Source organism: Chryseobacterium cucumeris, assembly GCF_001593385.1.
Taxonomy (GTDB): domain Bacteria; phylum Bacteroidota; class Bacteroidia; order Flavobacteriales; family Weeksellaceae; genus Chryseobacterium; species Chryseobacterium cucumeris.
In genome coordinates this window covers 67868-80834 of the sequence record NZ_LUVZ01000023.1, presented here as the reverse complement: position 1 = coordinate 80834, position 12967 = coordinate 67868, and the positions used below count along the sequence as shown (strand labels likewise).

At 36.8% G+C, this 12967-nt stretch carries 10 protein-coding genes and 1 other RNA gene; 5 read left to right on the top strand and 6 right to left on the bottom strand.

Annotated features, from left to right (window positions below; translation table 11 throughout):
- Positions 1 to 75: 75 nt before the first annotated feature.
- The 3 genes from A1704_RS12805 to A1704_RS12795 form a co-directional block, all read right to left on the bottom strand.
- A complete protein-coding gene (locus A1704_RS12805; RefSeq protein WP_034699029.1) occupies positions 76 to 966 on the bottom strand; it encodes a ribokinase in 891 nt (296 codons plus the stop codon).
- 67 nt (positions 967 to 1033) lie between these two features.
- Positions 1034 to 1669: a DUF4241 domain-containing protein gene (locus A1704_RS12800; protein WP_062673956.1), complete on the bottom strand. Its 636-nt coding sequence runs from the start codon at positions 1667 to 1669 to the stop codon at positions 1034 to 1036.
- 86 nt (positions 1670 to 1755) lie between these two features.
- On the bottom strand, positions 1756 to 4368 hold the full coding sequence (locus A1704_RS12795; protein ID WP_062673954.1) for a valine--tRNA ligase: 2613 nt from the start codon (positions 4366 to 4368) through the stop codon (positions 1756 to 1758).
- A 128-nt stretch (positions 4369 to 4496) separates the two neighbouring features.
- Here A1704_RS12795 and A1704_RS12790 point away from each other — a divergent pair, with 128 nt between their 5' ends.
- Together A1704_RS12790 and A1704_RS12785 are read left to right on the top strand one after the other, a co-directional pair.
- The gene (locus A1704_RS12790) at positions 4497 to 4961 is read left to right on the top strand and encodes a DUF1573 domain-containing protein (RefSeq protein WP_034699021.1); all 465 of its coding nucleotides are present in this window, start codon (positions 4497 to 4499) and stop codon (positions 4959 to 4961) included.
- A gap of 263 nt (positions 4962 to 5224) precedes the next feature.
- A complete protein-coding gene (locus A1704_RS12785; RefSeq protein WP_062673951.1) occupies positions 5225 to 6094 on the top strand; it encodes a polyphosphate kinase 2 family protein in 870 nt (289 codons plus the stop codon).
- Positions 6095 to 6190: 96 nt separating this feature from the next.
- Here A1704_RS12785 and rnpB read toward each other — a convergent pair.
- An RNA gene (gene rnpB / locus A1704_RS12780) (RNase P RNA component class A) lies at positions 6191 to 6514 on the bottom strand.
- Between the two features lie 252 nt (positions 6515 to 6766).
- Here rnpB and A1704_RS12775 point away from each other — a divergent pair.
- From A1704_RS12775 to A1704_RS12765, 3 genes are read left to right on the top strand one after another with little or no spacing between them, the layout of a single operon-like run.
- The gene (locus A1704_RS12775; protein WP_062673949.1) at positions 6767 to 7258 is read left to right on the top strand and encodes an RNA polymerase sigma factor; all 492 of its coding nucleotides are present in this window, start codon (positions 6767 to 6769) and stop codon (positions 7256 to 7258) included.
- Positions 7251 to 7925: a hypothetical protein gene (locus A1704_RS12770; protein ID WP_034699016.1), complete on the top strand. Its 675-nt coding sequence runs from the start codon at positions 7251 to 7253 to the stop codon at positions 7923 to 7925. Before A1704_RS12775 ends, A1704_RS12770 begins: the two co-directional genes overlap by 8 nt.
- 58 nt (positions 7926 to 7983) lie before the next feature.
- The gene (locus tag A1704_RS12765; protein WP_062673947.1) at positions 7984 to 9591 is read left to right on the top strand and encodes an AMP-binding protein; all 1608 of its coding nucleotides are present in this window, start codon (positions 7984 to 7986) and stop codon (positions 9589 to 9591) included.
- A gap of 107 nt (positions 9592 to 9698) precedes the next feature.
- Here A1704_RS12765 and rpoN read toward each other — a convergent pair whose 3' ends face one another.
- Together rpoN and asnS are read right to left on the bottom strand one after the other, a co-directional pair.
- The gene (gene rpoN / locus A1704_RS12760) at positions 9699 to 11162 is read right to left on the bottom strand and encodes an RNA polymerase factor sigma-54 (RefSeq protein ID WP_062673944.1); all 1464 of its coding nucleotides are present in this window, start codon (positions 11160 to 11162) and stop codon (positions 9699 to 9701) included.
- Between the two features lie 159 nt (positions 11163 to 11321).
- Positions 11322 to 12770 carry an asparagine--tRNA ligase gene (gene asnS / locus A1704_RS12755; RefSeq protein ID WP_062673943.1) on the bottom strand — a complete coding sequence of 483 codons (1449 nt, stop codon included), beginning with the start codon at positions 12768 to 12770 and terminating at the stop codon, positions 11322 to 11324.
- Positions 12771 to 12967: the final 197 nt, after the last annotated feature.

The window sequence follows — 12967 nt, the reverse complement described above, 5'->3', positions numbered from 1 at the left end:
AATCCACTATAAAAGTGGACATTTTACTTATATCTTTATGTTAAGTTTCAAACTTTTGATATGTTGTAAATAGCTTTAAGAAAAGAAATCTGAGATTCTCGGAAGTCCTGTCTGAGATCCTTTACCCCCTGAAACTCTTGATGAAACTTCATTTCCGAATTTCACACATTCTTCGATAGAGTTCCCGTGGCATAATGCAATGGCAAATCCTGATGTAAAGGCATCCCCCATCCCCATTTTATATACTTTTTCGTCCTTATCGTTTCGGTAATATTTCATTTCGGTACCATCAAAATAAATGGTAGAATTGGTATCATCTCGTACAAACACTTTATTGAAATATTTTTTAAGAACTTCTTCCCTTTTCTCTTCTCCAAAAATAACATACAGTTCATTACTTTTAGCCACAATAAAATCAACCATTTCCAAAATCTCTTCGTTGACTCTCATTGCCGGAGATGCATATAATCCTACTTTCTTTCCATATTTCTTAGCTTTCCTAACGGTATGTTCTACAACATCCATAGAAACTTCAAGCTGAACCAGCACAAGATCGGTGGTATGAAAATATTTATCGGCTTCGTCTATATGTGATTTGCTAAGATGCTTGTTGGCTGCGGGTACTACCACAATAGCAGCATTTCCATGAGAAGTTGTTACATAAGCAGTTCCTGTAGCTTCTTTATCTGTTTCATGAACAAATCCTACATTTACATTTTCGCTTACCAGATTCCTCATGATCTGTTGTCCAAGAGGATCCATCCCAACGCATCCTATAAAGTATACACTGGCACCCAACCTGGCCGTACCTACTGACTGGTTAGCACCTTTACCACCAAAGTAACTATCTGATTTGATAGCTAAGACGGTTTCATTAGGCAAAGGAAGTTTTTCGGTTTCAAGAACCAAATCAATCGATGAGCTGCCCACAACAATAATACGAGGTTGTTCTGATGAGAAATTCATTGTGTTTTGTATTAGCTTTAATATTAATAACTGACAAAATTGTGTCTCAAAAATAACTAATTTATAATTAACTTATTTCAATAAATTCAGTAATTATTTTCACGGGTTGTTGATCTTTATCATAAGCGATATAGCTGGCATAAAATCCTTCTCCATATCCGGTTTCAAAAGCAAAGATGGTTCCAGGATGTTCTTTTGCCGGTTTAAGAAAGGCATATTGATCTATGGCACCGTTTTCATCAAAGAAATAGTCATGGAAAAATTCTTCATAGATTCCCATAAAATCACCTCCTTTATTTTGATATAATCTTTGTTCCAGTTCATTAAGGCTGTTTTGGGTATCAACATCCATCAGACATCCCATCCCGCTTTCTACAGGATATCCGAAAACTTCTCCTTCTTCAAGATCTTTTAATTTTTGTCCTGCTGTGGTAGCCAGTTTCCATTCTTTAACTTCAGAATCACTGAATATAATCTCTGCATAGGCCACACAGTTACTTTCTCTTTCTTTATGAAGCATTACCGAAAAGTCTCCTTTTGGAAATTCTGTAGTAAAAGGTAGCATATCATTGGTGATCAAGGGATCACAGGCAACCAGTTTCCCACTGGAAAGGTAAATCTTTCCTACTTCAAAACTTTCAAGTAACGGGCTCTCTACAAAGTCTTTCGAGAATAGTTTTTGTATGTTTTCTATATGTGTCATTGTATTTATTCTTTTAAACCATCAGGCTGGATACAATTTTCATCTGTACCCAGCCTGAGATTTTGACAAAATTTATTGTCTATACTTTATAAACTTTTCAGTTTTTCTTCAAGGATCGCAATCTTCTCCTGAGCATCTTTTTGCTTCTTACGTTCACCTTCTACAACTTCCGGCTTAGCATTGGCAACAAACTTCTCATTGGAAAGCTTCTTTTCTACTGAAACTAAGAATCCTTTTAAATATTTTACTTCTTCCTCAGTCTTAGCTTTTTCTTCTCCTAAATCTAAGTTTTCACTTAATGGGATAGAAACTTCAGTAGCTCCTACCAGGAAAGTAAAGCTTGGCTTATCTGTTTTCTGTCCAAAATGAATTTCAGAAATATTAGCCAGTTTTCTTACTACCGCTTCATTGGCAAATTCAGCAGCATTGGTATATACCTCAGCGGCTTCCCTTGGTGAAATTCCTTTGGTCTGACGGTAGTTTCTAACTCCTGAAATCAGCTCTGCTGCCGTTTCAAAGTTTTTAATAATTGCCTCGTCAAATGCTCCTGCTTCTTTCTGCTGAGCGATTACTAAAGCCTCATCAATATTTCTTTCTGAGATCGTCTGCCATAGTTCTTCTGTCAGGAAAGGCATGAACGGATGAAGTAACTTCATCAGCTCCTCAAAGAAGTAGATCGTTTTATTATAAACTTCTTTAGAAATTCCTTCTCCATAGTTAGGTTTAATCGCTTCAAGATACCAACCACAAAAATCATCCCAAATTAATTTATAGATCAAATGAAGGGCATCAGAAATTCTGAATTTCTCGAATTGATCATTAATTTCAGCAATTGTTTTGTTAAGCTTGTTTTCAAACCACTCAATTGCCTGGTTATCGGTTGCAATAGCTGGCTTATCTTCATGATTCCACATATTGATCAGACGGAAGGCATTCCAGATCTTGGTCATGAAGTTTCTTCCCTGAAGCATTAAATCTTCATCAAAAAGAAGATCATTACCCGCAGCAGAACTCAATAGAATACCTACACGTACTCCATCTGCTCCATATTTATCCATTAATTCAAGAGGATCTGGAGAGTTTCCAAGAGATTTTGACATCTTTCTTCTCTGCTTATCTCTTACAATTCCTGTAAAATAAACATTCTTGAACGGAACTTCTTTTCTGTATTCCAATCCGGCCATAATCATTCTGGCTACCCAGAAGAAAATAATATCCGGACCTGTAACCAGATCAGATGTTGGATAATAATAGTTGATATCTTTATTTTCAGGATCCAGTAATCCGTCAAATACAGACATTGGCCATAACCATGATGAGAACCATGTGTCTAATGCGTCATCATCCTGTCTTAAATCTTCAAGATTAGCAATAATTCCTTTTTGTTCTTCTAATACTACAAGAGCCTGATGCTTATCTTCAGCAACTACGAAGTCATTCTCTCCTTCTCCATAGTAATAGGCAGGAATCTGTTGTCCCCACCAAAGCTGACGGGAAATATTCCAGTCGCGAATGTTCTCCATCCAGTGCTTGTAGGTATTTTTGAATTTTTCAGGATAAAACTTAACCTCATCATCCATAACAACATCCAAAGCTGGCTTAGCAATTTCAGACATTTTAAGGAACCATTGTACTGAAACTTTAGGTTCAATAACAGCACCTGTTCGCTCAGAAGTTCCTACTTTATTGACATAATCTTCTGCTTTCAACAAAAGATCTTTCTCTTCAAGTTCTTTAGCGATTTGTTTTCTTACGTCAAATCTGTTTTTCCCTGCGTAATGTAAACCATGCTCATTAAGATTTCCGTCATCATCCAAAGAATCAATCATATTCAACTGATGTTTCTGTCCGATTTCGTAGTCATTGATATCATGAGCAGGAGTAATTTTCAAAGCTCCGGTTCCGAATTCAATATCCACATACTCATCTTCAATGATCGGAATCACTCTGTCAACGATAGGTACAATTACATTTTTACCTTTTAAGTGTGCATATCTTTCATCATTCGGATTGATACATACTGCTGTATCCCCAAAAATAGTTTCAGGACGCGTAGTTGCTACTGAAAGGAACTCTTCTGAACCTTCAATTTTATATTTAAGGAAATATAATTTTCCGTTTTGTTCTTTAAAGATTACCTCTTCGTCAGAGATATTGGTTTTCGCTTCCGGATCCCAGTTCACCATTCTATAGCCTCTGTAGATCAGTCCTTTATTATAAAGGTCTACGAAACTTTTGATAACTTGTTGAGAAAGTTTATCTTCCATGGTGAAACGGGTTCTGTCCCAGTCGCAAGAACATCCCAGTTTTTTCAACTGCTCAAGGATAGTTCCTCCATATTTATTAGTCCAGTCCCATGCGTGGGTTAAAAACTCCTCACGGGTAATATCTGACTTATTGACTCCTTCAGACTTCAGTTTAGCAACAACTTTAGCTTCAGTAGCAATTGAAGCGTGATCTGTTCCCGGAATCCAACAAGCATTAAACCCGCGCATTCTTGCACGACGGACCAGAACATCTTGAATGGTATTGTTCAACATATGTCCCATGTGTAGTATCCCCGTCACGTTTGGTGGAGGAATGACTATGGTATATGGTGGTTTGTCATTAGGTTCTGAGTGGAAAAATTTGTTTTCCAACCAGTAATTGTACCATTTTTGTTCTGTTTCCTGTGGATTGTACTTTTCTGAAATCTGCATAAATTCTATTTCTTTGGCTTGCAATTTGCAAAAATAGTCTAAAGAAAAAAATTTTTAAGCATGAATTAAAATAATTTTTAACTTTGTTTCACAAAATTTATCTAACAAACGTATTAACATTCAAGAATATGAAAAAATTAATTGCAGGAATTGCACTATTCGGGACATTTGCTCTTGCATCTGCACAAACTATTACATTTGATAAAACAACTTTCGATTACGGAACTATTAAGCCTAGTGCTGATGGTACAAGATTCTTTACTGTAACGAATTCAGGTGATAAACCTTTGATTCTTTCAAATGTAAAGCCTTCTTGTGGATGTACGACTCCTGAATTCAGCCAAGATCCTATCATGCCTGGAAAGTCTGCAAAGATCAAGGTTGGATACAATACAGCAATCCCTGGCCCTTTCAACAAAATGATTGAGGTTTTCTCTAATGACCCTGCAAACAGCAGAAGTGTAATCTACATCAAAGGTAACGTAGATGCTAACGCTCCTGAGCCAAAAGTATTGACTCCTGCTGAACAAAAAGAAGCTGCTAAAGCTGAGAAAAAAGCTGCGAAACTTGCAAAAAAGGCTGCTGCGAAGTAATCTCTACTCAAAAAAATAAAAGAACCGTCTCCATTGAGGCGGTTTTTTTATTACATTTATGTTTGATTAGGTAGAAGATGATAGGTAATAGATGGCAGTAAATGTATTGTCGTTTATCAAATTTATTATTTAGGTTTCGACTGAAGCCTTCGGATTTTTTTTTTAATGGCTGGGCAAAGGTCCACCCTATTGAATTGTAATAACATCTTCACTTTTATCTTTTTACTTTTATCTTTTTACTTTTATCTTTAAATAAAAAAAATATGGACACCGATTTCTCAGATAACTTTAAGGTAAGCGGAAAATTTTCGATAAAAAAAGCATCAACGTCTTATAATGGAAAGCTCACTAAAGAGGAAGGAGAGCAAATGCTGATTCAGGAGAAAGAAAAACTTCGTGAACTGCAGGAAAAATTATATGCTGACGGAAGCCAGTCTTTGCTGGTTGTATTGCAGGCTATGGATGCAGCAGGAAAAGACAGTATGATAGAGCATGTTTTCGGAGGAGTGAATCCTCAGGGATGTAATGTAACCAGTTTTAAAACACCAAGCTCCAAAGAATATTCTCATGATTTTTTATGGAGACATTATCTGGCACTGCCACAGAAAGGAATGATAGGAATTTTTAACCGATCCCATTATGAAAGTGTTCTGGTGTGCAAAGTACATCCTGAATATAATCTGAGCGAAAAAACATGGTCTTCCGTAAAAGATTTTGATACTAAATTCTGGGAAAACAGATATGAAAGTATCCGTAATTTTGAAAAACACCTTTCTCAAAACGGAACAACAGTTGTGAAGATTTTTTTACATGTCTCTAAGGACGAACAGAAAAAAAGGCTTCTGGACAGAATTGATGAACAGGAAAAAAACTGGAAATTCTCAGCAGGAGATCTCCCTGAAAGAGCGTTATTCGACCAGTATATGGAGGCGTATGAAACTGCCATCAATGAAACCTCAAAAGATTATGCACCCTGGTATGTGCTTCCTGCAGACAGTAAATGGTTTGCAAGAGTAGCGGCCATTCAGATCATTATTGATACTCTGGAGAAAATGAATCTTAAATATCCTACTCTTTCTGATAAAGACAGACAGGAATTACAGGAATCTAAAAAACTATTGGAAAATGAATAAATTGGGTTAAAATTTAGAGGCTTGAAGATGGAGGTTTAAAATCATTACGTTAAAAAATTTCACTCTTCCAGCCTCTAAATTCCAGCTTTAAAAAAAATCACGAGAAAATCTATAAGCCGGATTCTGTACTTCCGAAGAAGTGCCTGTTATTTATCTACGTATTACATTGCTGCAATACTTGAGCTGATTACCCCTCGGTTTTCAGGACGAGCCGCCCCTATTTCCATTGCTGAAAAGAACCGATATACTTACCATTGCACCGCAAAGAGTTTACCTGGTTTCACTACAGCCGAACTGTACTTGCTTTCTGTTGCACTTGTCCTACCCTCACGGGTGACGGATGTTATCCGCTTTGCTGCTCTATGGTGTCCGGACTTTCCTACCCTTGCCGAAACAAGAATCAACAAGCCGATTTTCTCGCGGAGGCAAAGGTACACAAATTTTGTGGTAAAAAGATAAGAGCAACAGGACTAAAGAGTTTTTAGCCACATGTAAACAATATTGATTGAAAATATCTTTCCATGTTTTTTGATGAAAATATGAAGTATTATTCAAATATAAGCCTGAACCTTTAGCTCTTCTTCGATTTTCCTTTTTTTACCGTTTTACGATTTTTAATTATAATTTTCACCAATTACTACTTTATTATTATCTTCGTGGCATTATATATCTATGGATTCCAGAGAAAAAGAATTTGCGCAGCTTATCAAAGATAATCAAGGACTGATTATTAAAGTATCGCGTTTGTACACCAATTCTCTGGAAGATGAAGAGGATCTTTTCCAGGAAATCGTGTTACAGCTCTGGAGAAGTTATGATTCTTTCAAAGGAAACTCCAAAATTTCCACATGGATGTACCGTGTAGCGCTCAATACAGCCATTACCCTCTTTAGAAAAAAAAGCAAAAGCCTTCCTACAAATGAGCTGGACATCAACCACAAGGATTTTGTGGAAGATGACGATGAAAAACAGCAGCAGGTATCCCTTTTGTATACGGTAATCAAGACTCTTCCTAATGTAGAAAGAGCCATTGTCATGATGTATCTTGACGATCTGCCTTACAAGGACATTGCAGAAAACCTCGGAATCACTGAAGTTAATGCACGTGTGAAAATGAACAGATTAAAGAAAACCCTTAAAGAACAGATGGAAAAATATGCCTGAATTTGATTTAGATAGCTTTAAGAAAACATGGCAGGAACAACCTGTCCAGCATAAATATGACAACACTGAGATTCTTCAGATGTTGAACAGAAAGTCGCGTAACTATGTGAAATATATTTTCTGGATCAGCGTCGTAGAATTACTTTTCTTTTCAGTACTGGGACTGTTTTACTTTTTTCCGGAAGAGGAATCAGACAGCTTCCGTAAAATGCTTGAAAGATTAGGTGCCCAGGAAGCTCCGGAGGTAGAAAACAACTTCGGGCATGCTTATTTAGCAATAAAAGTCTTAAGTTTATTGATCACGGCATATTTCGTACTAAAATTCTATCAGAATTACCGAAGAATCAAGATTGAGGAAAATCTGAAGGGACTTATCACCAGAATCATTAAGTTCAAAACAACAGTTAATGCTTTCATTCTTATCAGCATTGTATTATTGCTGATATTCACTTTTGTATTGGTTGCTTTTATATTTTACATATTAGATTCTCAGAATATCCAGCCAAGTGGTTCCAATCTTACCATTATTATCGTGGGAATTGTCGTAAGTACATTGCTTGCGATTTCTATGATCTGGTTATATTACAGACTGGTATATGGTACTATTATTAAAAAACTTGATAAAAATCTAAAACAACTTAAAGAAATAGATTCTCAGGAAAATTAATATACATAGGCATAGTTCGGGATATAATTGTTAATTTTATTCCACCAAATCTTAAACTATGCCCTTATCTTATGTGTATGGAACTTCTGAGGTTCCATTATTAGGCCAGACCATCGGAGCCAATCTTAAAAATACTGTCGAAAAATATCCCCATCAGGAAGCATTAGTCTGCGTTCATCAGGATTACAGAGCTACTTATCAGGAATTTTATAATCAAACAACAGCCGTTGCAAAAGCTTTATTATTTTTAGGAGCAAAAGCGGGCGACAGAATCGGAGTCTGGTCATCTAACCGCTATGAATGGGTACTTTTGCAGTATGCAACTGCAAGAATAGGAACTATTTTAGTGAATATCAATCCGGCCTATAGAACTCATGAACTGACTTATGTCCTCAATCAGTCTGAAGTTCGTTTTATTTTTTCTTCTTTAAGCTTTAAAACCAGCAATTATAAAGAGATGGTTGAATACGCGAAAGAAGTATGCCCAACCCTTGATCACGAAATATTCTTTGATGAAAACTGGGAAGAGTTTGTGAATAACGGACAGGAAATCTCGGATGAAGTGCTTCACAGTTTTGAAGAGCATGTACAGTTTGATGATCCTGTTAATATTCAATATACTTCAGGAACTACCGGTTTTCCCAAAGGGGTTACTCTTTCCCATCATAATATTCTCAATAACGGTTATTTTATTGGGATCAGACTAAAATATACTGAGAAAGACCGCGTCTGCATTCCTGTACCTTTTTACCACTGCTTTGGGATGGTCATCGGAAATATGTGCTGTACAGCTCACGGAGCCTGTATGGTAATTCCGAATGACAGTTTTGATCCGGAGATTACTTTAAAAGCTGTTTCAGATGAAAAATGTACTTCTTTGTATGGAGTACCTACGATGTTTATTGCCGAACTGGCAGTAAAAGATTTTGACACCTATGATTTTTCAAGCTTAAGAACCGGTGTTATGGCGGGCTCTGTATGCCCTCCCGAAATCATGAAAAAAGTGGAAAATCTAATGAATATTAAAGAAATGAGTATCTGCTACGGAATGACAGAAACTTCACCTGTATCTACTCAGACTTTAATAGGAACACCGCTGGAAAAACAGGTCAGCACCGTAGGAACGGTTCAGGATCACCTTGAGATAAAAATCATTGATGAAAGTGGCAGAACTTTAAAACGTGGGGAGCATGGGGAACTTTGTACCAGAGGCTATTCCGTCATGCTAAAGTACTGGAATGATCCTGAAAACACCAGGAAAGTATTGGATGATGCCCGCTGGATGCACACCGGAGATATGGCAGTAATGGATAAAGACGGCTATATTACCATTTCAGGAAGGATAAAAGATCTGATCATTCGTGGTGGAGAAAATATCTCACCTAAGGAAATTGAAGATTTTTTATATACGTATACCAACATTCTTGATGTCCAGATCATTGGTGTTCCCAGTGAAAAATTCGGAGAAGAAGTAATGGCATGGGTAAAAGTGAGAAAAGGATTTACCATCACTGCTGAAGAACTACAGGAATACTGCAAAGGAAGAATTGCCCATTATAAAGTTCCAAAATACTGGAAATTCGTAGATGAATTCCCAATGACTATTTCCGGAAAAATAAGAAAGGTTGAAATGCGGGAAATTTCTATGAAGGAGCTGGGGCTGTAAAATGTAAAACTGAGCTGATTAACTTAAAAAGGTAAAATGATAAATAGCTATCCCATTTTTACTTATGATAAAAAAAGCATTTCAAATTGAAATGCTTTTTTATATTGTTAAAGTTCTTTTCTTAACCTCGCGACAGGAATATTGAGCTGTTCCCGATATTTTGCAATCGTTCTTCTGGCAATATTATAACCCTGCTCTTTCAGAATGACTACTAATGCATCATCTGTAAGTGGTTTTCTCTTATTTTCTTTACTGATAACTTCCTGAAGATGGGTTTTGATCTCCTTTGTAGAAACTTCTTCTCCATCGTCATTTGTTAAACTGTCTGAGAACAGATCTTTAAGATATACAATCCCATTAGGGGTATCTGCATACTTACTTTTTACCACCCTTGAAATGGTAGAGATGTCAAAACCTGTAATATCTGCAACATCCTTCAGAATCATTGGTTTCAGAGACTTTTCGTCACCGGTGATGAAATAATCCTTCTGGAACTTCACAATGGCTGTAATCGTCTGTAATAAGGTATTCTGGCGCTGATTAATGGCATCAATATACCATTTTGCTGCATCCAGTTTTTGCTTGATAAATAAAGCAGCCTGCTTATGTTCCGACGAGTTCTTATCATGGGAGTAGGTAGTCAGAATATCTTTATATTCTTCAGAAACTCTTAGTGTAGGTGCATTCTTGCTGTTCAGCATAGGGATTACCTGCCCGTCTTTCACCTGAATGACAAAGTCCGGAATAATTTCCTGATTAATGGTAATCGTCTGTGTATCAAAGTTTCCACCTACTTTTGGAGAAAGTTTTGAGATCTCATCCAGAGCATCTTTCAGATCGTCTTCTTCAATATCATATTTCTGAATGATCTTGTTATAATGCTTGTTTGTTAAAGCTTCAAACTGATGTCTTAAGATATTGGCAGCAAGAGAAACTGCTTTATCTGAGCTTACTTTCTTTTCAATCTGTAGTAAAAGGCATTCCTGCAGACCTCTTGCTCCTACTCCTGGCGGATCCAGTTTCTGAACATAATTTTCAAGGATATCCTCTACTCTTTCTTTAGTAGTATAAATTCCCTGTGAGAAAGCAAGATCATCAACAATAGATTTGATCTCTCTTCTCAGATATCCGTCCGTATCTAAATTCCCGATCAGGTATTCTGCAATCTTCAGATCTTCATCACCAATATTCACCAGGTGAATCTGTTCTGTAAGATAATCATATAAGGACTGGCCTTCCGTTAAAAGACTCTCGTTATCGAATTCTTCATCATCCGGAGAGTAGTTGCTGGATGCGGTTTTATAGCTTGGTTCATCGTCATAGATATATTCATTGACGTCGAAATCTGTTTCAATGCTTTCTGTACCCTCATCCTGATAAGCATCTTCCAGGGAAGAATAATCATCTTCCTTAGAATCCTCTTTTGCAATTTCCAAAGCCGGGTTTTCTTCTAACTCTCTCTCCAGCTCCTCTTCAAATTCAAGAGTATGAAGTTGAATAAGCTTCATCAACTGGATCTGCTGAGGGGCCAGCTTCTGTCCTAATTTAAGTTGTAAGTGTTGTTTAAGCATATTCTTATTTGCGTTTTAACATAACATATTCTACGAATTTAATAAATTTATTTGATAAAAAACACATTTAGCATGATTTTTGCATTACTTATCCTAACATAATAAACTATTAAATAATAAAAAAAGCCTTAACTTGTGATTAAGGCTTTTTTTATTGTTCTAGAATTCAGCGCTTTTCGGTGTTCTAGGGAAAGGAATTACATCTCTGATATTCGTCATCCCTGTTACGAAAAGAACTAATCTTTCAAGTCCTAAACCAAAGCCTGCATGCGGTACAGAACCGAATTTTCTGGTATCAAGATACCACCAAAGTTCGTGCTCATCTACGTGCATATCTGCCATTTTCTGTTTTAAAACATCTAATCTTGCTTCTCTCTCAGATCCTCCGATGATTTCACCGATACCAGGGAAAAGGACATCCATAGCAGCAACGGTTTTCTTGTCATCGTTCAGTTTCATATAGAAAGCTTTGATTTCTTTCGGATAGTCAAATAATACTACCGGGCTTTCAAAGTGTTTTTCAACAAGATATCTTTCATGCTCAGACTGAAGGTCTGTTCCCCATTTTTCAACAGGGTAAACAAATTTTCCTTTTTTATTTTCTTTAGAGTTCAATAAAATTTCGATCGCTTCCGTATAGCTTACACGCTTGAAACGCTTCGCTACTACATTCTGAAGTTTTTCGATAAGACCCTCTTTTGCTCTTTCTTTTTCCGGTTTTGTCTTTTGTTCTTCCGCAAAACGGTTGTCCAGGAACTCAAGATCATCTTTGCAGTTATCCAATACATACTGGATCACATATTTTAAGAAATCTTCCGCAAGGTCGATGTTATCTTCAAGGTTGTTGAATGCTACTTCCGGCTCAATCATCCAGAACTCGGCAAGGTGTCTTGTTGTGTTAGAATTTTCAGCACGGAAAGTAGGTCCGAAAGTATAAATTCTTCCCAATCCCATTGCAGCGGTCTCACCTTCCAATTGTCCTGAAACGGTAAGGTTTGTTTTTTTACCGAAGAAATCCTGAGAGAAGTCAATTTCACCTTCCTCAGTTTTTGGCATGTTGTTCAGATCAAAGTTGGTTACCCCAAACATTTCACCCGCTCCTTCCGCATCTGCACCTGTAATTACTGGTGTGTTGATATAGAAAAACTGGTTCTGGTTGAAGAATGAGTGAACTGCAAAACTTACTGCGTGACGCACTCTGAACACCGCTCCGAAAAGGTTTGTTCTGAATCTTAAGTGAGCCTGCTCACGAAGTTTCTCAAGGCTGTGTTTCTTAGGCTGAAGAATTGTACTCTGAAGTTCTTCTGTAAAGTTATCTCCTAAAATAATGATCTTTTTAGCGATAATTTCCACAGATTGTCCTGCTCCCTGGCTTTCCACCACTTCTCCTACTACTTTCAGGGAAGAAGCTGTACTGATATTCTTAAGAATAGCCTCATCAAAATTTTCGAAATCAACAACTATCTGCAAATTATTAATCGTAGAACCATCATTAAGCGCAATAAAGCGATTAGCACGGAAGGATCTTACCCATCCGTAAACTGTAATGTCATGATGTAATACTTTCTTGTAATCCTTTAGGATTTCTTTGATCGTTTGCTTTTTCATTTGTTGATGATAAATTTTTTATATAAAAATTAATGTCTGCAAAGTTACAAAAAAACAGCGCAACTTGATGATTGCGCTGTCTTTAAAAATCATTTAACAGGTATTTAAACTCTCCGTTCAGTAAATTCACCTTTTTTCTTCTGCAAAATCTTCTGCATTTCAGGGTTACATTTCCACTCAATATTGTCCTGAACTTC